Annotated in this window: 19 protein-coding genes and 1 pseudogene; 7 read left to right on the forward strand and 13 right to left on the reverse strand. The window is 71.9% G+C overall.

The annotated features are described in order from the left end of the window. Positions 1 to 480 precede the first annotated feature (480 nt). Together typA and ABS735_RS31235 are read right to left on the reverse strand one after the other, a co-directional pair. Complete coding sequence (typA, locus tag ABS735_RS31230) at positions 481 to 2,397, reverse strand: translational GTPase TypA (RefSeq protein WP_373902617.1); 1,917 nt, start codon at positions 2,395 to 2,397, stop codon at positions 481 to 483. A 132-nt stretch (positions 2,398 to 2,529) separates the two neighbouring features. Next, positions 2,530 to 4,776: an ABC transporter family substrate-binding protein gene (locus ABS735_RS31235; protein WP_373902618.1), complete on the reverse strand. Its 2,247-nt coding sequence runs from the start codon at positions 4,774 to 4,776 to the stop codon at positions 2,530 to 2,532. 336 nt (positions 4,777 to 5,112) lie between these two features. Between ABS735_RS31235 and ABS735_RS31240 the strand changes: the two genes are divergently transcribed. Genes ABS735_RS31240 through ABS735_RS31255 form a run of 4 tightly spaced genes read left to right on the forward strand, consistent with a single transcriptional unit; the run spans position 5,113 to position 9,042 of the window. Beyond that, a complete protein-coding gene (locus tag ABS735_RS31240; RefSeq protein WP_373902619.1) occupies positions 5,113 to 5,403 on the forward strand; it encodes a hypothetical protein in 291 nt (96 codons plus the stop codon). 28 nt (positions 5,404 to 5,431) lie between these two features. After that, positions 5,432 to 6,268, forward strand: a complete 837-nt coding sequence (locus ABS735_RS31245; RefSeq protein WP_373902620.1) for a hypothetical protein — start codon at positions 5,432 to 5,434, stop codon at positions 6,266 to 6,268. Between the two features lie 57 nt (positions 6,269 to 6,325). Then, complete coding sequence (locus tag ABS735_RS31250; RefSeq protein ID WP_373902621.1) at positions 6,326 to 8,275, forward strand: fumarate reductase/succinate dehydrogenase flavoprotein subunit; 1,950 nt, start codon at positions 6,326 to 6,328, stop codon at positions 8,273 to 8,275. Beyond that, positions 8,272 to 9,042, forward strand: a complete 771-nt coding sequence (locus tag ABS735_RS31255) for a succinate dehydrogenase/fumarate reductase iron-sulfur subunit (RefSeq protein ID WP_373902622.1) — start codon at positions 8,272 to 8,274, stop codon at positions 9,040 to 9,042. Before ABS735_RS31250 ends, ABS735_RS31255 begins: the two co-directional genes overlap by 4 nt. On the opposite strand, the gene ABS735_RS31260 is transcribed toward ABS735_RS31255, so the two are convergent. The 10 genes from ABS735_RS31260 to ABS735_RS31305 form a co-directional block, all read right to left on the reverse strand. Further along, entirely contained in the window at positions 9,039 to 10,193 is a 1,155-nt protein-coding gene (locus tag ABS735_RS31260; protein WP_373902623.1) for a glycoside hydrolase family 18 protein, read from the reverse strand. The two genes, ABS735_RS31255 and ABS735_RS31260, sit on opposite strands and share 4 nt — an antisense overlap. Before the next feature lie 241 nt (positions 10,194 to 10,434). Next, entirely contained in the window at positions 10,435 to 13,083 is a 2,649-nt protein-coding gene (locus ABS735_RS31265; protein WP_373902624.1) for a SpoIIE family protein phosphatase, read from the reverse strand. Between the two features lie 299 nt (positions 13,084 to 13,382). Further along, complete coding sequence (locus tag ABS735_RS31270; RefSeq protein ID WP_373902775.1) at positions 13,383 to 13,787, reverse strand: ATP-binding protein; 405 nt, start codon at positions 13,785 to 13,787, stop codon at positions 13,383 to 13,385. Positions 13,788 to 13,847: 60 nt separating this feature from the next. Continuing rightward, entirely contained in the window at positions 13,848 to 14,282 is a 435-nt protein-coding gene (locus tag ABS735_RS31275; RefSeq protein WP_373902625.1) for a (deoxy)nucleoside triphosphate pyrophosphohydrolase, read from the reverse strand. Between the two features lie 78 nt (positions 14,283 to 14,360). Continuing rightward, positions 14,361 to 14,552: an SPOR domain-containing protein gene (locus ABS735_RS31280; protein ID WP_373902626.1), complete on the reverse strand. Its 192-nt coding sequence runs from the start codon at positions 14,550 to 14,552 to the stop codon at positions 14,361 to 14,363. 438 nt (positions 14,553 to 14,990) lie between these two features. Next, positions 14,991 to 15,743: a GntR family transcriptional regulator gene (locus tag ABS735_RS31285; protein WP_373902627.1), complete on the reverse strand. Its 753-nt coding sequence runs from the start codon at positions 15,741 to 15,743 to the stop codon at positions 14,991 to 14,993. A gap of 147 nt (positions 15,744 to 15,890) precedes the next feature. Next, positions 15,891 to 17,015, reverse strand: coding sequence for a DUF4190 domain-containing protein (locus tag ABS735_RS31290; RefSeq protein WP_373902628.1), 1,125 nt, complete (start codon positions 17,013 to 17,015; stop codon positions 15,891 to 15,893). Positions 17,016 to 17,201: 186 nt separating this feature from the next. Further along, entirely contained in the window at positions 17,202 to 17,537 is a 336-nt protein-coding gene (locus tag ABS735_RS31295; protein WP_373902776.1) for a YrdB family protein, read from the reverse strand. 250 nt (positions 17,538 to 17,787) lie between these two features. Further along, the gene (locus tag ABS735_RS31300) at positions 17,788 to 19,995 is read right to left on the reverse strand and encodes a DEAD/DEAH box helicase (protein ID WP_373902629.1); all 2,208 of its coding nucleotides are present in this window, start codon (positions 19,993 to 19,995) and stop codon (positions 17,788 to 17,790) included. 50 nt (positions 19,996 to 20,045) lie between these two features. Next, on the reverse strand, positions 20,046 to 20,630 hold the full coding sequence (locus ABS735_RS31305; RefSeq protein WP_373902630.1) for a helix-turn-helix domain-containing protein: 585 nt from the start codon (positions 20,628 to 20,630) through the stop codon (positions 20,046 to 20,048). A gap of 108 nt (positions 20,631 to 20,738) precedes the next feature. Between ABS735_RS31305 and ABS735_RS31310 the strand changes: the two genes are divergently transcribed. Beyond that, on the forward strand, positions 20,739 to 21,365 hold the full coding sequence (locus ABS735_RS31310) for a class I SAM-dependent methyltransferase (RefSeq protein ID WP_373902631.1): 627 nt from the start codon (positions 20,739 to 20,741) through the stop codon (positions 21,363 to 21,365). Between the two features lie 25 nt (positions 21,366 to 21,390). Further along, positions 21,391 to 21,888 carry a mycothiol transferase gene (locus ABS735_RS31315; protein ID WP_373902632.1) on the forward strand — a complete coding sequence of 166 codons (498 nt, stop codon included), beginning with the start codon at positions 21,391 to 21,393 and terminating at the stop codon, positions 21,886 to 21,888. A gap of 25 nt (positions 21,889 to 21,913) precedes the next feature. Here the strand turns inward: ABS735_RS31315 and ABS735_RS31320 are convergent, their stop codons facing one another. Continuing rightward, positions 21,914 to 22,693 (reverse strand): MFS transporter, encoded by a 780-nt coding sequence (locus tag ABS735_RS31320; RefSeq protein ID WP_373902633.1) that lies wholly within the window; start codon positions 22,691 to 22,693, stop codon positions 21,914 to 21,916. Positions 22,694 to 22,703: 10 nt separating this feature from the next. On the opposite strand from ABS735_RS31320, the pseudogene ABS735_RS31325 reads away from it, so the two are divergent. Continuing rightward, positions 22,704 to 23,213 (forward strand): annotated as a pseudogene (locus ABS735_RS31325) (LysR substrate-binding domain-containing protein); the annotation flags it as partial.

Here is a 23,213-nt window from a genome sequence, read left to right on the forward strand (position 1 = left end):
CGTGTGACCCACCTGGTGTTCGTGACACCGCGCATGGGACTCCTCCTCATGACTCCACGTGTTCACCGACAGGAGGGGGGTATTCGTCTGGCTTCCGACACCCCTGACGGAAGCTCAGTCACCCCCTGGTGCTCGTGAGTCGGGCACTGTCCCCACAGCGCTTGACCCATTGACCCGAGCGTTACGCGGCTAACTATCTGCCATGAGCAGAAGAACCGACCACCGTCTTTAAATCTCAATTCAGTCACAGCTGCGGGGTAGATCTTCCAAAATCTGGACAAACCGTTCGGGACGAGAAGACCGCGAAACGGACGTGTTACATGGCTATCGGGCGTCGATCTCCGCGTTTCGGACACACGGGGGTGCCCGGACGGTCACGAGGGGGCGGCCGGCGCTCGAAAAACCGGTTGAAAAAAGCCCGGGTGCCCCCACGATGGGGGCACCCGGGCTCCGCTGTGTGCCGCCAGGGCGGCAGGTGGGTCAGCCGTGCTTGGCGCGGCTCGCGGCGCGGGCGCGCTCGCGGGCGTCCAGGTTCACCTTGCGGATGCGAACGGCCTCCGGGGTCACCTCGACGCACTCGTCGTCCCGGCAGAACTCCAGCGACTGCTCGAGCGAGAGCTTGCGCGGCGGGACGATCGCCTCGAACGAGTCGGCCGAGGACGACCGCATGTTGGTGAGCTTCTTCTCCTTGGTGATGTTCACGTCCATGTCGTCGGCGCGGGAGTTCTCGCCGACGATCATGCCCTCGTACACCTCGGTGCCGGGGTCCGTGAAGAGCACGCCGCGCTCCTGGAGGTTCGTCATCGCGAACGCGGTGACGGCGCCGGAGCGGTCGGCGACCAGCGAGCCGTTGTTACGGGTCGTCAGGGTGCCGAACCAGGGCTCGTGGCCCTCGTGGATGGAGTGGGCGATGCCGGTGCCGCGGGTCTGGGTGAGGAACTCCGTGCGGAAGCCGATCAGGCCGCGGGAGGGGACCACGAACTCCATGCGGACCCAGCCGGAGCCGTGGTTGGACATGTTGTCCATCCGGCCCTTGCGCACGCCCATGAGCTGCGTGACCGCGCCCATGTGCTCCTCGGGCACGTCGATGGTCATGCGCTCGACGGGCTCGTACGTCTTGCCCTCGACGTCCTTGGTGACGACCTGCGGCTTGCCGATCGTCAGCTCGAAGCCCTCGCGGCGCATCTGCTCGACCAGGATGGCCAGCGCCAGCTCACCGCGGCCCTGCACCTCCCAGGCGTCGGGACGCTCGGTGTCCAGGACGCGCAGCGAGACGTTGCCGATCAGCTCGCGGTCCAGCCGGTCCTTGACCTGGCGGGCGGTGACCTTGCGGTCCTTGACGACCGCCTTGTTGTCGGCGCCCTTGCCGGTGGCGCCGCGGCCGACCAGCGGGGAGGTGTTGGTGCCGATCGTCATGGAGATCGCGGGCTCGTCCACCGTGATCAGCGGCAGCGGGACCGGGTTCTCCGAGTCGGCCAGGGTCTCACCGATCATGATGTCCGGGATGCCGGCGACCGCGCAGATGTCACCGGGGCCGGCCTTCTCCGCGGGCTTGCGGGTGAGCGCCTCGGTCATCATCAGCTCGGAGATCCGCACGTTCTGCACGGACCCGTCGCGCTTCATCCAGGCGACCGTCTGGCCCTTCTTCAGCTCGCCCTGGTGCACGCGCAGCAGCGCGATACGGCCGAGGAAGTTGTCGGCGTCCAGGTTGGTCACGTGCGCCTGGAGCGGGGCGGCCTCGTCGTAGGTCGGGGCCGGGATGTAGTCCAGGATCGTCGAGAAGAACGGCTCCAGGCTGGTGGAGTCGGTGGGGACCGTGCCGTCCTCGGGCTTGGTGAGGGAGGCGACGCCGTCCCGGCCACACGCGTAGACGATCGGGAACTCGATCTGCTCCTCGTCGGCGTCCAGGTCGAGGAAGAGGTCGTAGGTCTCGTTGACCACCTCGTCGATGCGGGCGTCCGGGCGGTCCGTCTTGTTGATGCACAGGATGATCGGCAGCCGCTGGCTCAGTGCCTTGCGCAGCACGAAGCGGGTCTGCGGCAGCGGGCCCTCGGAGGCGTCCACGAGCAGCACGACGCCGTCGACCATCGACAGACCGCGCTCGACCTCGCCGCCGAAGTCGGCGTGACCGGGGGTGTCGATGATGTTGATGGTGATGACGTCGCCGCCATCCTTCGGGTGGTACTTCACCGCCGTGTTCTTGGCGAGGATCGTGATGCCCTTCTCACGCTCCAGGTCGTTCGAGTCCATCATGCGGTCGTCGACGGAGTCGAGCTGGTGCGCCGCGAAGGCACCGGCCTGCTTGAGCATTCCGTCGACGATCGTGGTCTTGCCGTGGTCGACGTGGGCAACGATGGCGACGTTGCGGATGTCGTGACGCGTTGTGGACGCGGTCATATGAGGCGTACTCCCGGAGGGTGTGAGGACGGCCCTCGCGGACGTCCGTGTCACGCGGGCCTGCCGGGCGGTACATGCCACGGCCTCACCCAATGGTACGGGGCTCCGGAGACTGCGGCTTGCCGGGAGGGTTCAGGACGAGGGCGAGGACGTGGACGAGCGGGACGGCCGGGAGCCCTGGGCGCCCTTCTTGAGGAAGCCCATGTCCTCGTAGACCGGCGTCTCGAAGCCGAAGGCTCCCGCGTTGGCCAGGTTCTTGCGGGCCGCCGTCAGCTGGGGGCGCTGGTAGAGCGGGACGGAGCCGGCCGCCGCCCAGATCCGCGAGTCGGCCTTGCGCAGCAGGTCCCGGGCCTCCTTCTGGTCCAGGGTGGCCATGGCCCGGTCGAAGAGCTGGTCGACCTGGTCGGTGCCGACCCGGGTGTAGTTCTGCGCGACGTTCAGGGAGCCGTCGGCGGCCGGGACGGGCTTGGCGTAGATGGGGCGGGCGTCGGTGGCCGGGAAGGCGGAGGCGGGCCAGGAGTAGAGCGCCAGGTCGTACTCGCCGGCGGCGATGTGGTCCTTGAAGTAGCTCTCGTCCGGCACCTTGGTGATCTCGGTGCCGATGCCGATCTCCTTCAGCATGCCCGCGATGCGGTCGGCCACGGTGCGCAGGGTCCCGGAGCCGGGGCCCGAGGGGAGCACGAAGCGCAGGGTGAGCGCCTTGCCGTCCTTGGCGAGCGGGGCCGCCGCCGAGCCGGCCGGGGCCGCGGTGCCCTTGGGGGCGTAGGCGCCGGGCGCGCCGCCCTGCGCGGTGTTCTTGCCGCTGCTGTGCTTCTCGCCACTCTCCTGGTCGGCGCCGTCCTTGGCGTCGTCACCGTCGTCGTTCTTGTTGTCCTCACCGACGATGTACGTGCCGTCGTCGGACTTCTTCCCGTCCTCGTCGTCCTTGCCGTTCTTGTCCTTCTCCTTCTTGTCCTTCTCGGCGCCGGCCGCCTTCTCCCCCTCGTCGGCCTTCTTCACCGGGCCGCCGGGCACCCATCCGGCGTCCGCGAGCAGGGCCCGGGCCTCCTTGGCGTTCTGCTCGCCCAGTGCGCCGCTGCCGTCGGCGTAGGCGGGCTGGCCGGACAGGGCGAGGTGGCTGCCCACGGGCTCGGCGGGCAGGCCGAGCGGCTTCAGCACCGCCTCGGCTAGCTTCCCTCGGTCCAGGGCGCGGGCCACGGCCCTGCGGACGCGCTCGTCGGCGAGGGGGCCGTCGGAGCCGTTGAGGGCGAGCTGGGTGTAGGCGGGTTCCAGCGACTTGCGGACCTCGAAGCCGCTGAGCGCCTTCTGCCGGCGTCCGGCCTTCGCCTCCGCCTCGCGGCGCTCCTCGCGGGCGAGGACCTCCTTCTCGGCGGCCTCCTCGTCGGAGCCGTTGGCGACGGCCCAGGAGCGCAGCGCCTCGGCGGCGGACCTGCCCTGCGGGCCCGCGGCCGGGGAGCCCTCCGGGCCCATGAGCGGGGTGCCGGTGGCCGGGTCCCGCGGGGCAGCGGCCAGGGTGACCTCGTCGGCGGTCTCCGGGTCGATCTCCGCGAGGTCGAGCTTGCCGGCGACCAGCTCGGAGACGCGCTCGTCGCGGGGTACGGCGCGCAGCACGATCTCGTCCAGCTTCGCCGGCTCGCCCCACCAGCGCGGATTGCCGGTGAGGACGACCTGGTCGCCCTTGGTGTCGACCTTCTTGACCGCGAAGGGTCCCGCGGTGACCTTGAGCGTCCGCCGCGCGCCGTCGTTGAAGGCGTCCGGCGTGCCCATGACGTCCTTCGGGTACAGGGGCGAGAACAGGGCCTTCCAGTCGGCGTAGGGCCGGCTGAAGGTGACCTTGACCTCGAGGTCGTTGGCTCCGCGTTCGATCTTCTCGATGCGGTCGTAGCCGGCGTTGCGGGCGGTCCAGTAGGCGCTGTCCTTCCCGGACAGGGCGCGCCACTGGGCGGCGAAGTCCGCGGCACCGATCTCCCGGCCGTCGCTCCAGACGGCCTGCTGGTTCAGCTTGTAGACGACGACCTGCTTGGGCTCGGTGTCGACGACCTCGGCCGACTCCAGGTAGTCGGGGTTGCGCACCGGGCTGCCGGTCTCGTCCGTCCGGTACATCGAGGGCAGCACGGCCTGCGCGACGCGGGTCGTGGTGGCGTCGGCGTCCGACTGGAAGGTGTTCAGCGTGTCCGGTACGGAGTCCACGGCCCAGCGCAGGGTGCCGCCGTCGGAGACCCGGGCGCGGGCCGCGGCGGCGACGTCCTGTTCGGCGAGCGGCTTGCTCGACGGGTTCTCGGAGGTGCAGCCGGCCAGCGCGGGGACCGCGAGGACACCCGCGGTGAGGAAGGCGACCGAGCGCATGACCGCGCGCGGTCCGACGCCGACGTGGGACATCTGTGCTACCTCCGGAAGGCCGCGGGCATGGTGCTCGCTTGGAGCGGCATACGAGCGATACGCGTTATTTGCGGTATTCAAGTTGATCATTTGTATCCGGACGGGGATGCGGCCACTGAAGGGGAAACGGTTCGGCGACGCTGGGAGACACGGCGACGACGGTGCGTAAGCTCACCCGTGCGGCTCAACGCCACCCCCGATGCACCGACACGCCCCGGCCAATCGCTGCACATCCCTTCCCAGCGACCGGTGTGACGCGCGACACTCTCAGGCGCATGAGCGTCGCTCCCAAGCTCGGCCGCCCCCTGCCGTGTCCGACGGAAGTGAGGTCACGTCTTGTCCGTGCACGACGATCTGTCATCCGTGCAGCGCAGCCTCGACGAGCTGTCCCGGACCGTGACCCGGCTGGAACAGCAGCTGGGCAGCGGTGACCTGGAGGTCCGCCGGGTCCGCACCGACGCCGACCATCTGCGCGAGAGCCTCGCGCTGCTGCGGGCGGCGGCTGCCGCACCGGACGCGCCCAAACGTCCGGACCTCGTCCCGATCCCCGACACGCCGTACGACGGCTCGCTGTGGACGGACTCGGACGACGAGGGCCTCGGCGCCCGCGACCGCCGCGCCCCCTGAAACCGACCCGACCGACCGGAGTCGCCCAGTGGCAACTGGTACCGAACCTCCAGCCACCGAAGACCGTCCCCCGGGCGGCGGCGTCCACACCCCGACGCGCGCCGCCATCCGCGCCCCGCACCTGCGCACCGACCGCTGGTGGCTGGCACCGGCCGCCACCGCGGCGGGCCTGCTGGCCTTCGTCGTCTACTCGACCTGGCGGGCCTTCGCGAACGCCGACTACTACGCGGCCCCGTACGTCTCGCCCTTCTACTCCCCCTGCCTGGCGGAGAACTGCGAGCCGATGCGCTCCGGGCCCAACTGGGAACTCTTCGGCACCTGGTGGGGCATCTCCCCCGCGATCATCATCCTGATCTTCCCGCTCGGCTTCCGCCTGACCTGCTACTACTACCGCAAGGCCTACTACCGGGGCTTCTGGGCGTCCCCGCCGGCCTGCGCGGTGGCCGAGCCGCACAAGAAGTACACCGGCGAGACCCGCTTCCCGCTGATCCTGCAGAACGTCCACCGGTACTTCTTCTACGCGGCGCTCCTGGTCGCGGGCATCCTCACCTACGACACCGTGCTCGCCTTCCGCGACGAGCACTACGCGTGGGGCCACATGGGGCTCGGCACCCTGGTGTTCCTCGCCAACATCGTGCTGATCTGGGCGTACACCCTGTCCTGCCACTCGTGCCGGCACATCGTCGGCGGCAAGCTCAAGCACTTCTCGCGGCACCCCGTGCGCTACCGGATGTGGCAGCTGGTCGGCAGGCTCAACGCCCGGCACATGCAGCTCGCGTGGGCGTCGCTGGTGAGCGTGGCGCTGGCCGACTTCTACGTGTACCTGGTCGCGTCCGGTGTCTTCGACGATCCGCGCTTGTTCTGATGACTTCCGACTGAGTCCCGACGAGTTCCGACGAGTCCCGATGAATGAGGCCTTCTGATGTCCGTGGTCGACCGGCAGGAATGGGACGTCGTCGTGGTGGGCGCGGGCGGCGCCGGACTGCGCGCCGCCGTCGAGGCCCGCGAACGCGGCGCCCGTACGGCCGTGATCTGCAAGTCCCTGTTCGGCAAGGCGCACACGGTGATGGCGGAGGGCGGCATCGCCGCCTCCATGGGCAACGTCAACTCCGGCGACAACTGGCAGGTCCACTTCCGCGACACCATGCGCGGCGGCAAGTTCCTCAACCAGTGGCGGATGGCCGAGCTGCACGCCCAGGAGGCCCCGCAGCGGGTGTGGGAACTGGAGACCTGGGGCGCGCTGTTCGACCGTACGAAGGACGGCCGCATCTCGCAGCGCAACTTCGGCGGCCACGAGTACCCGCGCCTCGCGCACGTGGGCGACCGCACGGGCCTGGAGCTGATCCGCACCCTCCAGCAGAAGATCGTCTCGCTCCAGCAGGAGGACTTCCGCGAGACCGGGGACCACGAGTCCCGGCTGAAGGTCTTCCAGGAGTGCACGGTCACCCGGGTGCTCAAGGAGGGCCGCAAGGTCTCCGGCGTCTTCGGCTACGAGCGCGAGAGCGGCCGCTTCTTCGTCCTTCAGGCGCCCTCGGTGGTGATCGCCACCGGCGGCATCGGCAAGTCCTTCAAGGTGACGTCCAACTCGTGGGAGTACACCGGCGACGGCCACGCCCTGGCGCTGCTGGCCGGGGCGCCGCTGCTGAACATGGAGTTCGTGCAGTTCCACCCGACGGGCATGGTCTGGCCGCCCTCGGTGAAGGGCATCCTCGTCACCGAGTCGGTGCGCGGCGACGGCGGGGTGCTGCGGAACTCCGAGGGCGAGCGGTTCATGTTCGACTACATCCCCGACGTCTTCAAGGACAAGTACGCCGAGTCGGAGGAGGAGGGCGACCGCTGGTACGACGACCCGGACCACAACCGGCGTCCGCCCGAGCTGCTCCCCCGCGACGAGGTCGCCCGTGCCATCAACGCGGAGGTGAAGGAGGGCCGGGGCTCACCGCACGGCGGGGTCTTCCTCGACGTGTCGACCCGGATGTCCGCCGACGTGATCCGCCGCCGGCTGCCCTCCATGTACCACCAGTTCAAGGAGCTGGCGGACGTGGACATCACGGCGGAGGCGATGGAGGTCGGGCCCACCTGCCACTACGTCATGGGCGGCATCGCCGTCGACTCCGACACCGCCGCCGCGCGCGGGGTGCCGGGGCTGTACGCGGCCGGTGAGGTGGCCGGCGGCATGCACGGCTCCAACCGGCTGGGCGGCAACTCGCTGTCCGACCTGCTGGTGTTCGGGCGCCGGGCGGGACGGTACGCGGCCGAGTACGCGGCGGGGCAGGCGGACGAGGGCACGCGCGCCCGGGTCGACGACGCCCAGGTGGACGCCGCCGCCGCGGAGGCGCTGCGGCCGTTCTCGGCCGAGGCACAGGAGCCCGACGCCGGTCCGCCGGAGAACCCGTACACCCTCCACCAGGAACTGCAGCAGACGATGAACGACCTGGTGGGCATCATCCGCCGCGAGGCGGAGATGAAGCAGGCCCTGGAGAAGCTGGCGGAGCTGCGGGTGCGCGCCCGCCGGGCCGGCGTGGAGGGGCACCGCCAGTTCAACCCGGGCTGGCACCTCGCCCTGGACCTGCGCAACATGCTGCTGGTCAGCGAGTGCGTGGCGCGGGCGGCGCTGGAGCGCACCGAGTCGCGCGGCGGGCACACCCGCGAGGACCACCCGTCGATGGACCGGCGCTGGCGCCCGGCCAACCTGCTGTGCTCGCTGGCCGACCCGGCGGGCGAACTCGCGGCGACGGACCCGGAGCGCGGCCGGATCGCCCTGGAGCGGCGGAGCACCGAGCCGATCCGGCCCGACCTGCTCGCCCTCTTCGACAAGGAGGAGCTGGTGAAGTACCTCGCCGACGAGGAACTGGAGGGCCTGTCCGAATGAGCGGCTACGAGGCCCGCTTCAAGGTGTGGCGCGGTGACGTGGAGGGCGGCGGCCTCCAGGACTTCACGGTCGAGGTGAACGAGGGCGAGGTGGTCCTCGACATCATCCACCGCCTCCAGGCCACCCAGGCCCCCGACCTCGCGGTGCGCTGGAACTGCAAGGCGGGCAAGTGCGGTTCGTGCTCGGCGGAGATCAACGGGCGGCCGCGACTGCTGTGCATGACCCGCATGTCCGTCTTCACCCCCGAGGAGACGATCACCGTCACGCCCCTGCGGGCCTTCCCGGTGATCCGCGACCTGGTGACGGACGTCGGCTTCAACTACACCAAGGCCCGCGAGGTCCCGGCCTTCGTCCCGCCCGCCGGCCTCGGCCCGGGCGAGTACCGGATGATGCAGGAGGACGTGGACCGCTCGCAGGAGTTCCGCAAGTGCATCGAGTGCTTCCTGTGCCAGGACACCTGCCACGTGGTCCGCGACCACGAGGAGAACAAGCCCGCCTTTGCGGGCCCGCGCTTCCTCATGCGCGTCGCCGAGCTGGACATGCACCCGCTGGACGCCGCCGGTGACACCGGCCTGGACCGGTCACGCACGGCCCAGGACGAGCACGGCCTCGGCTACTGCAACATCACCAAGTGCTGCACGGAGGTGTGCCCCGAGGGCATCAAGATCACGGACAACGCGCTGATCCCCCTGAAGGAACGGGCCGTGGACCGCAAGTACGACCCGTTGGTGTGGCTGGGGTCGAAGATCCGGCGCAGGACGTCCTAGCGGACCCAGCCCTCGCGGTACGACGCCCAGTCCTCCGCCGTCGCCGCGAAGTCGATGTACGCGGCGACGCCGAACCGCTCCCGGCCGGCGTCCGTGCGGGACAGGCCGAGGCGGACTCCGCGGACGGCGGCGGCGACGGTCTCCGCGTGGTTCCAGTGGCCGAAACGGTTCTCGTGGTAGAAGGGCAGGCCCATCAGGAGGTGGGTGGTCGGCGGAGTGACCTCCAGGGCCAGTGAGGTCTGCTGGGCGACGTAACCGCCGTACAGGCTCTCCAGGGGCTGCATGGTGTCGTACGACATGACCGCGATTTGGTCGACGCGGCGGGCGACCTGGCCGAAGAACTCCTGGGACCACCACTTGGGGTGTCCGGCGACCGTGCCCCAGAAGGAGTGGAAGCCCGGCAGCGGATCGATCTGGTGGGCGGCGACGGAGAGCTGCGCGTCGCGGGCGCGGGTGACGGCGCGCACGTCGTCCAGGAGGGAGAGGTAGTTCCGGTCGCCGGAGTGCAGCGGCTCCAGGTCCAGGTGGACCCCGTCGTAGCCCACGTCCAGGACCTGGCGGGCCGAGTCGACGACGGCGGCACGGGTGGCGGCCTTCTCCAGGCGCATGCCGTCCGGGCTCTCGGTGGCGAGGACGTCGCCGAGGAAGGCCTGGACGCGCACGCCGGGCATCTCCCGGTGCACGGCGTCCACCAGCCACCGGGCCCTCGGATACAGCGACTTCGGCAGCGTGCCGTCGTGTTCCATCGGGCCGGTGTGGACGTACAGGTCGCGGATGCCGGTGGTCTTCAGGCTGCGGGCCAGCGCGGTGAGGTCGGCGTCCTTCTTGCGGCCGTCGACCCAGGCGTGGCCGAGCCAGATCGCGTCGCGGTTCCTGGTGGTGGTGCCGTCGGCGGGGTCGCCCATGTAGTTGATCCGCAGGGCGGTCTCGGCGGTGAGGAGGGGGAGGAACAGGACGAGGAGCACGGCGAGGGTGATGCGGCGGGTGCGGCGGAGCCGCTTCTTCTTTTCTGTGTTCCCGACCGCGCCACCCGAGCGGCTTTCGTCGTCGGGTGCGGGCGGACCCTGCGGGGCCTGATCGCCGTCGGCGGCTGCCGGACCTGCCGTCGGATCAGCTTTCGACGCGGTGCTTCTCGGCTCCGTGCTCTCCACGGTGTCCCCTCCCTGTGGCCCGGTCCCGGTCGCGGTGGCCGGATTTCGTGCATACGCTCCGAGCGTGTTGCCACCGGGGACGACTCGAACCGGTGTTCCGGTTGCGGTCAGGGGTGCGTGGCGATGATCTCCGCCGATCTGGTGCCGCCCCTGGTCGCGGCCGGGGCGGCCCTGCTGCTGGCCGGGTACGGCCATGTGCGCCGCACCCGGCGGGCCCGGACCCGCACGACTCCGGGCCGGGTCAGAACAGGCTCAGCAGGGCCTCCGCAGGGTCGGTGAGCTGGGTGTCGGCGCCCGGCAGGGGTAGTTCGAACCAGACCGTCTTGCCGCGCGGCGTACGGCGTGAGCCCCAGGCCGCGCTGAGCAGGCCGACCAGTTGCAGGCCGCGCCCGCCCTCGTCGGTGTCGCGGGCGCGGCGCCGGCGGGGCTGGACCAGGCCGGAGTCCCAGACCTCGCAGACCAGGGTGCGGTCGAGGAGGAGGCGGAGCCTGATCTCGCCCTCGCCGTACCTGAGCGCGTTGGTGACGAGTTCGCTGACGAGCAGTTCCGTGGTGTCGACCAGCGGCTCCATGTCCCAGGCGAGCAGCTGGGCCCGGGCGTACTCGCGGGCCCGGCCGACGCTGCGCGGCTCGCGCGGCAGGGTCCAGTCGCCGACCGAGTCGCTGGGCAGGCCCTGGACGCGGGCCATCAGCAAGGCGATGTCGTCCTCGCCGTGGTGGCTGTCGAGGGTGTTGAGGACCTGGTCGCAGACGTCCTCCAGGGGCTGGGTGGGGTCCGTGAGGGCGCCCACGAAAGCCTGGAGGCCCTCGTCGAGGGGGTGGTCGCGGCTCTCGACCAGTCCGTCGGTGTAGAGGGCGAGCAGGGCGCCCTCGGGCAGTTCGACCTCCACCTCCTCGAAGGGCTCCCCGCCGACGCCGAGCGGCAGCCCCGGCGGTACGTCCAGCATCAGCGCGGACTCGCCGACCTCGACCAGGACGGGCGGCAGGTGGCCCGCGTTGGCGAAGGTGCAGCGCCTGGTCACCGAGTCGTAGACGGCGTACACGCAGGTCGCCAGGTAGACCTCGGACAGGTCGGCCTCGCGGGGGCGGCGGGCGGCCCGGGTGGCCTGCTGGAGGCCCGAGGGGGCGCCGAGGCCGCGGGCGATCTCGTCCAGCTGGGCGAGCACCTCGGCCGGTTCGAGGTCGAGCTGGGCCAGGGTGCGTACGGCGGTGCGCAGTTCGCCCATCGCGACGGCGGCGCGCAGGCCGCGGCCCATGACGTCGCCGACGACCAGCGCGGTGCGGTGCCCGGGGAGTTCGATGACGTCGAACCAGTCGCCGCCGACCTCGCTGGCCCGGCCGGTGGCCGCTTCGCCGGGCAGGTAGCGGCAGGCGATGTCGAGGCCGGAGGCCTCCGGGTCGCCCGGCGGGAGCAGGGAGCGTTGCAGGATCAGCGCGCGTTCGTGTTCGCGGCGGTAGAGGCGGGCGTTGTCGATGCAGACGGCGGCGCGCGCGGCCAGTTCCACGGCGAGGTCGCGGTCGCGGTCGCCGAACGGCTCACTGCCCTTGGTGCGGGCGAACTGGACGAGTCCGACGACCATGTCGTGGGCGACCATCGGCACGGCGAGCGTCGACTGCACGAGTCCGCCGTCCTCGGCGGGGACGGCGCGCGGCCGGGCGGTGCGCAGGGCGTCCGCGCAGGGCGAGTTGAACGGGTAGTGGTGGACGGCGCCGAGCTTGACCCGCTCGCCGGTGCCGTGGAAGGGGACCTCGGAGACGGCGCTGGAGAAGGCGACGCGGCGCAGTTCCGCGCTGCCGTCGGCGAGGCCGGGCGGGGTCTCGTCGCCGGCCAGCAGGCCCTGGTAGAGGTCGACGGTGGCCAGGTCGCAGAAGCCGGGGACGACGACGTCGAGGAGTTCGCGGGCGGTGGTCTCCAGGTCGAGGGAGTTGCCGATGCGGGCGCCGGCCTCGTTGAGGAGGGCGAGGTTGCGCCGGGCGTTGGCGGCCTCGCGGGCGGCCTGGCGGCGGGCGGTGATGTCGGTGCCGAGCCAGGCGACGCCGATGGGTCGGCCGGAACCGCTGTGCACGCGGTAGAGGTTGACGGACCAGTGGCGGCGTTCCTCCGAGCCCGGCACGAAGCCTGTGACGTGCATGTCCGTGATCGAGTCGCCGGTCTCCAGCACCCGGCGCAGGGTGGCGGAGACCCGGTCGGCCTCGGCGCGCGGCAGGTAGTCGTGGACGCCCTTGCCGCGGTGGTCGTCGGGGGTGCCGCCGAAGATGGAGGCGAACCGCTGGTTGGCGCGGCGCACCGTCAGGTCGGGGTCGATCAGCAGGAACCCGAACGGAGACTGGCCGAATATGGCCTGCGAGGCGGCCAGATCGGTCTCGATGCTGCGCAGGACGCGGACGTCGACGACGATGCAGACGGCGGCCTTCTCCCCGTCCTCGGTGCGCGTCGGCATGACGTACACCTCGGCCAGCCCGCGCTGTCCGCGCCGTCCGTTCGCACGCGTCCCGGGCTCGGTGCCGTCGTCCGGCGTCCGGAAGTCGCCCGGCGTCCGGAAGTCGCCCGGCGTCCGGAAGGGGACCACGCCGGTCCACTCCCGGCCGTCGAGGATCTCGGTCATCTTGCGCTGGCCGCGCTCGCGCAGGTCGGGATCGATGAAGGCCTCGACGGGGTCGGTGCCCACGGCGTCTTCCGCCCGGATGCCGAGCAGTTGCTCCGCCCGCAGGCTCCACTGGTCGACGAGCCCGTCGGGGCCGATGGAGAAGGAGGCGACCTTGATGTAGTCGTAGATGGAGCCGGGCGGGCTGCTCTGCCACACCGCGTCACCGAGCGGCGCGTCTGCCGACGGGTCCTCGGACTCCGTGGACTCCGTCGGCTCCTCGGCCCTCGCTGGTATCTCGCTCACGCGAACCGTCCCCTCCAGCTCACCGCATCCGGCACCGGTCACCGGAGGCGGCTGCCCGCAGTATCCAGCACTACGGCGCCGCACGACACGGTGTTCACGATCACAGCACGGTCCCGATGGTTTTCGGTCCGGACCGTGACAACACTTCCAGTCTTCTAACCAGCGGACACGGCATCGAATCACGCAGTTCCACAACTGCCACTGGCCTGAACCGGTTGACGGTCGAAGCGAGGGGCGATGTCGGTACATACCGGACACCCGCCGGCGTGGTGGCAACGTTGTGTCACGAGGCCGTCGCGTCAGTGCGGCAGGGCGAGTTCGAACCACACCGTCTTGCCCGCCTCGCCGGGGCGGGTGCCCCAGCGGCGTGTGGCGGACGCCACCAGCTGCAGGCCCCGGCCGTCCTCGTCGTCGGGGCGGGCGACGCGCTCGCGGGGCGGGTCGGGCAGCGGGTCGGACACCTCCACCAGCAGGACCCCGGCGGCGGGTCCGCACACCAGGCGGACGCCGATGGGCCCGGTGGCATGCCTCAGGGCATTGGTGACCAGCTCGCTGACCAGCAGGGCGGCGATGTCCCCGACGCTGTCGAGCCGCCACTCGCGCAGGGTGCGGCGGACCAGGGAGCGGGCGGTCCGCACGGCGTCCGGCGCCGCGGGGAAGACCCACTCGGCACAGTCGCCCTCGTTGTCGCTCACGCCGATCACTTCCCCGGCCGACAACCCCCACCGGTGTCCCTTTTCGCGGGGTTAATGGGCACATACCCTTTATCCGGCCTCGGTACCGCGCGTCGCACCCCTCGCCTCGAGTCCCAGGTGTACGAGCACCTCCTCGACGGCCGGTACGTCCTGCTCGAGCCAGGGCACGTCCCAGACCTGGGCGGGGGTCAGCCAGCGCAGGTCGTCGTGGTCCTCGAGGGGTTCGGGGGCGGCGGAGCCGGGGAGCAGGCGGGCGGTCCACACCTGGAGGACGAACGGCGCCCTCAGGGGCCACTGCCCCGGGACACGCTCACCGGCCTCGGCCGCCACCCCGAGTTCCTCGCGCAGTTCGCGCACGAGCGCCGCCTCGGGCGTCTCGCCCGCCTCGACCTTGCCGCCGGGCAGCTCCCACCGCCCGGCCAGTTCGGCGGGCGCGCTGCGGCGTGCGGCGAGCAGCCGCCCGCCGTCCACCAGGGCGGCTCCGACCACGATCCGTTGCGTCATGCGCCGGAGCCTACGGCCTGCCCGGCCGGCCCCGGCCCGCCGCCGAGGGAGCGCGGGATCGGCCGGCCTCGGGGCGGATCAGTCCGCCGTGCCCGTGCCGGCCGTGCCGAGCCTCTCGACCCAGTAGAGCTGCTGGTGTCCGCGACCGTCGAGGGTGTCCGCGATCCGCTGGGCCTCGGCCCGGGTCGCGTACCTGCCCACGCGGTAGCGATTGCCGTTGTCGTCCTGCCGGAAGACCAGCCAGGGAAGAGTGACCGTGCTGTCGTTCATCGCGCCCCTCCACTTCCCGTTCCCGCCGCCCACGGCACGCGCCGCGCCCCGCCCGCCAAGGAAACCGCAGTCCGCATATGCCCGAGCCTACGCCCAACCTTCACGGAGCGAATACGGCTTTGCACAAAGAGGTACGCAACCAGCCAGAACGCAGGGGGCGCACGATGCAGAACGCGCCGTCCCCGCACACCGATGCCTCCGGTCACAGGCATGGCGGGGCCGAGGGAGGCGACCTGCGGGAACGGCCGGATTCCGGCGCCGTGCGGAGGGTGCCGCGGGCCGGGCAGCTGTGCGAGCGGGTGTGCGTGCGGAGGAAAGGCGCGCGGGAGGCGCACGACGGGCGTGCGCCATCTCACACCGCGGAGGGGTGCGTGAACTCCCCGCGTGGGGGCGGTACTTGCCGGGCCCCGTCCCCGCGCGGGGGCGGTACTCGCCGGGCTACCTGACGGGCAGGTGGTACGCCACCCGGTACCGGTCGGCCGGGACGACCACGTCGGCCGTCTCCACCGCGCGCCCCGAGGCGTAGAACGTGCGCTGGATGACCAGCACCACGTGCCCCGGTACGCCGCCCAGGGCGAGCAACTCCTCGGCGAGGCCGGGGCGGGCGCCGACCTCCTCGGTGACGTTGTCGACGACGACGTCGATGGCGGCCATCCGCTCGACGACGCCCATGCCGCCGAGGGGCCCCTCCTCGGGCAGCATCACCGGCGTGCGCCCGGTCAGGTCCAGCGGCTCCCAGGAGGTGGAGAGCATGACGGCCTCACCGGCCTCCCGGAAGACGTACCGGGTGCACATCACCCGGTCGCCGGGCTTGATCCCGAGCCGCTCGGCCACGGCACCGCTCGCCTCGGCCTGCTCGCTGCGCGATTCCCAGGTGCCGCGCGCGTCGCCGTCGGCCTGCTCCTGCCTGAAGGGCGTGGCGCCACCGGCCGGCCGGTACCCGGAGCGGGCGACGCGCCTGGGGACGGGCCGCTCGCGCACATAGGTGCCGGAACCGGAGCGGCCCTCGACCAGACCCTCGGCCATCAGCACCTTGCGCGCCTCCAGGGCGACGGTGTCCGAGACGCCGTACTCCTCGCGGATCCGTGCCTGGGACGGGAGGCGCGTATGGGGCGGCAGCAGGCCGTCGGCGATCTTCTTGCGGAGATCACCCGCGACACGTAGATACGCCGGCTGCTCACCGAATGTCACTGGCCGCTCCCATCAGGTTGTACAGACAGCAACAGCGTGGCAACCGCAGGTTGGACCGGGCAAGCAAAGGCCAGAGAATCACTCGAAGTGATGACTTGTGCCGCCCGAGGGCTTTACGCAGGCACTTTCTCCCCGCTATGGCCGCCGTCACACCTCCTTGCCGGGGCTCTCTCCTCCACCGTCGCCGGAGTCCTCGTACACCGGCGGCGTGGTGTCCAGGCCGAGGGACTCGCGGGCCATGACCGTGGTGTCGGCCTCGATGAGCGCGTAGCCCTTGTCGAGGTGCTCGTAGAACGGGTCCGCGTCGGGGGTCTTCTCCGCTGCGGCGAACTCCTTCCGTGCCGCTTCCAGCTCGGTGACCGGCTGCTCGCTCGTGGACGGCCAGGAGTGCGCGCCCAGCATCCCGATCTGCTCGGTGAGCGCCTTCTCCACCCGGCCCGCCCAGGCCTGGTGCACGATCGGGTCGTCCTCGAAGTACTCGCTCTCCGGCGTCGACCGCAAGGCATCGTCCAGGACCCGCGCCGCCTCCAGGTACGCGAGCTGGTGCGCGTCGAGCGTCGTCCCGTCGTTGCGCAGCGAACCCGTCAGGTTCCCCCGCTCGTCCGTGTTGCCGAACAGGCAGGTGATCTCCCGGTCGCCCGACGACCAGGTGTGCGAGGTCGGCGTCAGGTAGTACACGTCGACATCGTCGGGCAGGGCCCAGGCGTCCATGGCGTACTCGCCCACGAGCCCGTAGCAGCGCGCGTCGGCCACCGAAGTCACCGCGCCGTCCCCCGGGTACGAGCCGTCGCCCGGCATGTCGAACACGGCGAACACCTCGCCGTCGTGCTCGCGCGCGCACGGCACCTGGTCGACGTCGTACGTCACCCCCCGCAGGGAGCCGCCGGGCGTGGTGAAGCACTCGCCCTTCTCGAGCGCGTAGGCGGTGCCCTCGCCCCGCGCGGCGTCCCGGAAGCCGTCCCAGAAGTCGGCGACGGCGCCCGTGGAGAGCGTCAGCGCCCACAGGGCCAGCCCCAGGGAGGACAGCACGCAACCGGCCACCGCGAACCCCTTGCCCCGCTGGCCCCGCTTCCGGATCCGGACCAGCGCGATCAGCCCCAGCACGAGCCCGACCGCCGGTACGAAGCACAGGACACCGAGCACGAACGCGGCGATGGCGAGCCCGCTCACGGGGGCCTGCCGGGGGTACGGCCCGACGGGGTGGCCCCACTGCGGAGCGTACGGACCCTGGGGGTACTGCCCTTGGGGTCCCGGCGGTGGCGGTATCGACACGGGTTCCGTGCTCCTGTTGTTCAGGTGGGGGCGAGGGGGTTCGGAGTGGTGCGAGGTGGCTCGGAGTGGTGCGAGGTGGCTCGGGGCGGTTCGCAAGGGTGGTGCAGGTGACGTTGCGGGCCTCGCGCATCGTAAGCGCGGTGGGCGCGGGGGCCGGTGCGCGGGTCGGGGGCGCGCCGGGCGTCGTCACTGCTTCCACAGCCGTCTGAGCACCGCGTTGACCAGGTAGACACAGCCGAAGGCGACCGCCCGGCGCGGTCTGCCGGAAGCGGCCAGGGCGGCGGCGCCGGCGCCGAACCACAGCACCTCCAGGACGACCCGCCGACCCCCGCGCGCCGGGTGTGCCGCGCGGGGTGCCCCGAACAGTGCCCACGCCGTCATCATCACCACCGGCGCGCCCACCCCCAGCGCCACCTCGACCGGCCACCGGTCGCCGACGGCGACCCCCCAGAGCACGACCGCGACGTACACCGCGAGTTCCAGCACGAACATCAGCAGCATGTTGAGGGACTTCAGGAACATGAGCAAGGCGGCCTCCTGGCACGGCACATGGAGCGATCGAGCAGCGGAACCAAGATCCCAGACACTCGTCATGGACCGAACAACGCTGCGGGAAACCGTCGCACCGCAGTCGTCCGGCACGGGGGAGGTCGTGCGCGGGACGGGCTGAGCGCGCGCTCGGGTCCGCAGGAGGGCACCCTCGCTCTCGGGGCGCGGGGGGTAGGAGCCGTCCGCCCGGCCGCGGCTCAGTCGTCGCCTGACGGCGCCCTGCTCAGGACGTCTGCGCGGGGCCTCCCTCGCCCAGTCCCAGCCGCGCCTGTTCCTCCTCGACGATCCGGCGGGCCAGGTCGGTGTCCGACACGTCCACGGCCTCCGGCGTCGCCTCGGCCACCGCGCTGCGCCGGGCGTAGGCGTCGAAGAGCCGGCTCTTCTTCTCCAGCATCCGCACCATCCGCTCGTCCACTCCTCCCGTGGCCAGCAGCCGGTGCACGCGGACCGGCCTGACCTGACCCATGCGGTGGGCCCGCGCGACGGCCTGGTGCTCGATGGTCGGCTTGATCTGGGGCTCGCAGAGGGCCACCACGGAGGCTGCCTGCAGGTTGAGGCCGACCCCCGCCGCCTGGATCTGCGCCAGCAGCACCGCCGGGCCGGGCACGGCCGTGAACTCGTCGACGAGCAGTTGCCGCCGGGCAGGCGGCACAGCACCGGTGAGCGGCCCGAAAACCGGGCCGTACGGACCGGTACCGGCGGCGCGGAGGGCGGTGTCGACCACACCCAGAACGTCCCGGAAGTTGGAGAAGACGACGCATTTGAGCCCGTTCTCCCCGGCCTCCCGCACGATCTCCCTCAGGCGGCCGAGCTTGGCGGACGTCGCAGGGCGCGCGTAGGCGGCCCTGCGCATCGCCATGAAGTTGCCCTCGGCCACGGCCTCACGGTAGGCCTCCTCGTCGCCGGAGCTCAGTTCCTCCCACTCGTCCGTGTGCTGGAGGCTGGGCAGTTCGGTCAGGACGTCCGACTGGTTGCGGCGCAGGTAGACGGGAGCGACCGCCTTGCGGAACGCCACCGAGCCGGCCAGCCCGGCACCGTCGTCGAGCCGGTCCGCCACACCGGGGTCGAGCATCCGGACCAGGTTGCGGAACTCGGCGACCCGGTTCTCCATCGGCGTACCCGTCATGAGCAGGACGTGCTCACAGCGGGCGGCCCACCGGGCGACCGTCTGCGACCGCAGGGCCTGCGGATTCTTCACCGAGTGCGCCTCGTCGACCACCAGCATCGCCAGTCCGGCACCTGGTGCGGCCGGGTGCACGTCCGCGTCCGGTGCCGGGAATCCGCGCAGGGAGTCGAAGGTGGTCACCGCGACCCCGCCCCGCTCCCGCCAGTCGGCGAAGGCGTCCCGCCGGCCCGGGCCGTGCAGCGGGGAAACCCGCAGGGTGCTGCGGGCCTCGATCTCGCGCACCCAGTTGACCAGGACGCTCGCCGGGCACACCACCAGGAAGTGGGTGCGCCCGTCGGCTGCCAGGTGGGCCAGGGCGGCGATGGCCTGGATGGTTTTGCCGAGGCCCATCTCGTCACCGAGGATCACCCGGCGCCGCGCGAGGGCGAACCGCGCCCCGAACGCCTGGTACCCGCGCAGGGACACCCGGCGGTGGGTGTCGTCAAGACGCAGGCCCCGCACCCGCTCGGCGATGTCGTCGGGCAGAAATCCCTCGGCGGCCGCGGTGTCGGGAGCGTGTCCGCCGATCTCCCCGAGCAGCCCGTAGTACTCGGCGGAGCGCAGTGCGAAGTCGGTCCAGGCCGCCAGGTCGCCCGCCGGTCCGCGCAGCAGATCCACCGAAGTCTGGGCGAGCAGTCCTGGCGTGCCTGCCCGCTCCGCCTCTTCGGTGAGGGACCGGATCGCCGCGACGGCTTCCACGGCACGGGTCTTCCTGGCCCGCCCGGCCAGCAGCAGTCCGATCCGCCCGGCGGCGGGGCGGGCGTCCACCAGCAGGGGTTCGAGCCGACGGACGAGAATGGTGGCTGCGTCGACCGCGCGCCGCGCCTCGGGACCCGCCTCCACCAGCACGTGGAGGGCCACGACCAGGGCACTCGTGCGCGGGTCGGGCCGGTCCACATCAAGGTGCACGGCGGCCGTCTCCCCGGCCGCTTCCTCCAACTGCCGTGCGGCAGCGACGATCTGGTCGACGGTCCGCTGTCCCACCCCCGGTATCTGCCGCAGCCGACAGGGACCGGCGTCGAGTACGGCACGGACCGTGTCGAGGCCGCTCTTCTCGACGGCCCCCAGCCGCAGCCGCCCGTCGGTGACGTCCTGCAGCCGGGCCACGGGGATGGCGTCGAGGGCCTGTGCCACCACCGTGTCGTGCAGCGGCTTCAAGGCCGCACGGACGGCCTGGACGGCCCGCTCGTGGTCACCGGTCACGGACCGTGCCGCCTCGTACAGCCGCTTGCCGCGGGCGACCGTCTCCCGGTCAGCGCGTCCCATCGCGTACCGCGTCTCCTCCCGGCCCCGTGGGCCGCTCTTCAGCCGGCCGCTCAACCGCTGTGCACATGCGCCCGCACTCCTTGCAGCCCGAACAGCACGAGCAGTTCGACCGCGCCGCCGTCGGTGCTGCCCAGCCAGTGCGGCAGGGAGGTGTCGAACTCGGCCGCCTCACCGGGCGACAGCGTCAGGTCGCGCTCCCCGACCAGCAGCCGCAGACGGCCGCTGAGCACGTACAGCCATTCGGAGCCCTCATGGGTCTGCGGGGTCGGTTCGAGCGGTGCCGGGCGGCTCGGGATGATCATCTTGAAGGCCTGGGTGCCGCCCGGCCGCCGGGACAGCGGCACGAAGACCATCCCGTAGCGCCGGATCGGCTTCAGGTGGATGCGCGGGTCACCCGTGCGCGGGGCGCCGACGAGGTCGTCCAGGGGAACGTCGTAGATCCGGGCGAGCGGCAGCAGCAGTTCCAGGGTGGCGCGGCGCTGTCCGCTCTCCAGCCGGGACAGGGTGCTCTCCGACACGCCCGTCGCCGCCGAGAGGTGGGCGAGGGTGATGCCCCGCTCGCGTCGCAGCGCGCGCAGACGTGCGCCCACCGCGTCCAGTACGTCGTCCACGTCGTCCGTTCCGGCGTCGCCCATCGGGCCACCTTGCCACAACGGCAAGTTTCCGTGCCGGATCGGGCGGCCGCTGTCGAGACTGGCGGCATCCGTTGCTCGCGACCGGCTGAAACGACTGAAGGAGTTCCGATGAGCGCCACCGATGCGGTCACGTTCTGGGACGGCGTGTACGCGGCCCGCCCGGCGTCCGACGCCCCGCGGCCGAACGTCCGTCTCGTCGAGACGGTCACCGGCCTGCCGCCCGGCGACGCGCTGGACCTGGGGTGCGGCGGCGGCGACGACGCGCTGTGGCTCGCCCGGCGGGGCTGGCGGGTCACGGCCGTGGACATCTCCGGCGTGGCGGCCGAGCGGCTCGCGGGGCACGCCCGTGCGCACGGCCTCGGCGACCGGATCGACGCCGTACGACACGATCTGCGCGCGTCCTTCCCCGAGGGCCGGTTCGACCTGGTCTGCGCGCACTACCTGCACACGCCCTTCGGCCTGGACCGGGCGGCTGTCCTGCGTACGGCCGCGCACGCGCTGCGCCCGGGCGGGCGGCTGCTGGTCGTCGACCACGGCTCGACCGCGCCGTGGTCGTGGGACCAGGACCCCGACGTCCGGTACCCGTCCCCGAAGGAGGTCGCGGCGGACCTCGCCCTGGACCCGGTGACGTGGCAGGCCGAACGCGCCGAGGCCGCGCCCCGTACCGCGACCGGGCCGGGCGGCCGCACCGCCGAGGTCGTCGACCACGTCCTGCTCGTCCGCCGCGCGGGCTGACCGCGCGAGTCCCAAGGAGGCCACCATGCCCACCACCCCCCGAACCCACCGCCGGGACACCCCGCCGCCCCGGACCGGCGGCAGCGAGGCGGAGACCCTGCGCGGGTTCCTCGACTACCTGCGGACCTCGATCGCCGGCAAGGTCGAGGGCGCGCCGGAACCGCGGGTCCGCACGGCCGCGGTGCCGTCCGGCACCAACCTGCTCGGGCTGCTCCACCACCTGACCCACGTCGAGGGCGCGCTCTTCCTCGGGGAAGAGGTACGGAGCTGGCCGGCCACCTTCCGGGCCGCACCCGAGGACGGCGTGGCCGAGGTCGTCGCCCGTTACCGGGAGGCCGTCGAACGGGCGAACCACGTGCTCGACGGCTGCGCCGACCCGGGCGAACCACTCCCCCGGCCCCGTCCGGGCCGCCCCGCGCCCAGCGTCCGCTGGGCCCTGACCCACATGATCGAGGAGACCGGCCGCCACGCCGGCCACGCGGACATCCTGCGCGAGCTGATCGACGGTACGACGGGGCGCTGAGCGCACCGGCCCGGCGGGCGCGGCCCTACCCCACGAGCACGTCCTCGGACACGGGGCCCGAGGTCTTCCTCCCCCGGCCGGTGCCGAGCCGCAGCAGCAGCGAGGCCGCCGCGAGGACCGCACCGAACCAGATGACGCTCGTGACACCGAGATGGTCGACGAACAGGCCGCCGAACAGCGCGCCGAGCGCGATGCAGGTGTTGTACGCCATGGTGTTGAGCGACATGGCGGCTTCGAAGGTCTCGGGCGCGGCGGCGAGCGTCATGTTGACCTGCGACAACTGCACGGCGCCGAAGGAGAGCCCCCACAAGACCAGCGCGACGACGGCGCCGGGTTCCCCGTCCCCGAAGGCACGCAGCAGCAACAGGGCCGCCAGAAGACCGACGAGGCCGACGGCGAAGGTGCCCAGCAGGCTCTTGCCGGCCGTGTATCCGGCGACGAAGTTCCCGACGGAACCGCCGATCCCGAAGATGATCAGGACGGTGGTGATGAAGGCGGACGAGGCGGACGCGGTGTCCTCCAGGTAGGGGCGTACGAACGTGTAGGCGCCGAAGTGCCCGAGCACGAAGAAGACGACGACGAACAGCACCGCGCGCAGCTGCCCGTTCCTGACCGGCAGGCCGAAGACCTCACGGACGGACACCGTGTTCCGCGCGGGCATGGAGGGGACGAGGGCCGCGACCGCGACCAGGACGAGCACGCTGAGGCCGGCCCAGATGCCGAAGGTGGTCCGCCAGTCCGTCCGCGCCTCGATGACGGTGCCGAGGGGGATGCCGACGACCGTGGCGACCGAGATGCCGGACATCACCACCGCGGCGGCCCGTCAGTGCCTGGCCGCGGCCGAGCGCGCGGCCGTCGAAGTCGCCGCCGCCGTCGGCGAGGTACGCGGGAGGCTCTCGGTCGGAGTGATCTCGTCCGTCGCCGCCGTCGACATCCCGGGCGCCCTGCGCGACTTCCGCCGGCGGTATCCGAAGGTGCGCGTCAGCCTGCGCGTGGGTGCCAGCGAGGAACTCGTCGAGCGGGTCGGGCAGGGGGACATCGAGGTCGCCTTCCTCGGGCTGCCGACCACGGCGCGGCCCCGGGGGGTCGAGGCCCACGCGATCGGGCGCGACCGGCTCGTCGCGGTGGTCGCCCCCGGCCACCCCCTCGCCGGCCGAGGACCGGTCGATCTACGACGGCTCGCCGAGGAGGAGTTCGTGGACCTGCCCGCGAGGACCGCCGGACGCATCCAGTCCGACCTGGCCTTCTCCACCGCCGGCCGCACACCCGCGGCGACCGCGTTCCTCCGCCTGCTGGACGTCCCGGACGTCGGCGAAGGGCCGTGA

It is taken from the genome of Streptomyces sp. MMCC 100, assembly GCF_041538145.2.
Lineage (GTDB): Bacteria > Actinomycetota > Actinomycetes > Streptomycetales > Streptomycetaceae > Streptomyces.

Excerpts from the sequence above, each read along its gene's own strand:
- ABS735_RS31255 (WP_373902622.1), top strand. The coding sequence starts at position 8,272 with ATGAGCGGCTACGAGGCCCGCTTCAAGGTGTGGCGCGGTGACGTGGAG.
- ABS735_RS31310 (WP_373902631.1), top strand. The coding sequence starts at position 20,739 with ATGAGCGCCACCGATGCGGTCACGTTCTGGGACGGCGTGTACGCGGCC.
- typA (WP_373902617.1), bottom strand. The coding sequence starts at position 2,397 with ATGACCGCGTCCACAACGCGTCACGACATCCGCAACGTCGCCATCGTT.
- ABS735_RS31295 (WP_373902776.1), bottom strand. The coding sequence starts at position 17,537 with ATGTTCCTGAAGTCCCTCAACATGCTGCTGATGTTCGTGCTGGAACTC.
- ABS735_RS31300 (WP_373902629.1), bottom strand. The coding sequence starts at position 19,995 with ATGGGACGCGCTGACCGGGAGACGGTCGCCCGCGGCAAGCGGCTGTAC.
- ABS735_RS31315 (WP_373902632.1), top strand. The coding sequence starts at position 21,391 with ATGCCCACCACCCCCCGAACCCACCGCCGGGACACCCCGCCGCCCCGG.
- ABS735_RS31275 (WP_373902625.1), bottom strand. The coding sequence starts at position 14,282 with ATGACGCAACGGATCGTGGTCGGAGCCGCCCTGGTGGACGGCGGGCGG.
- ABS735_RS31305 (WP_373902630.1), bottom strand. The coding sequence starts at position 20,630 with ATGGGCGACGCCGGAACGGACGACGTGGACGACGTACTGGACGCGGTG.
- ABS735_RS31280 (WP_373902626.1), bottom strand. The coding sequence starts at position 14,552 with ATGAACGACAGCACGGTCACTCTTCCCTGGCTGGTCTTCCGGCAGGAC.
- ABS735_RS31320 (WP_373902633.1), bottom strand. The coding sequence starts at position 22,693 with ATGTCCGGCATCTCGGTCGCCACGGTCGTCGGCATCCCCCTCGGCACC.
- ABS735_RS31235 (WP_373902618.1), bottom strand. The coding sequence starts at position 4,776 with ATGTCCCACGTCGGCGTCGGACCGCGCGCGGTCATGCGCTCGGTCGCC.
- ABS735_RS31250 (WP_373902621.1), top strand. The coding sequence starts at position 6,326 with ATGTCCGTGGTCGACCGGCAGGAATGGGACGTCGTCGTGGTGGGCGCG.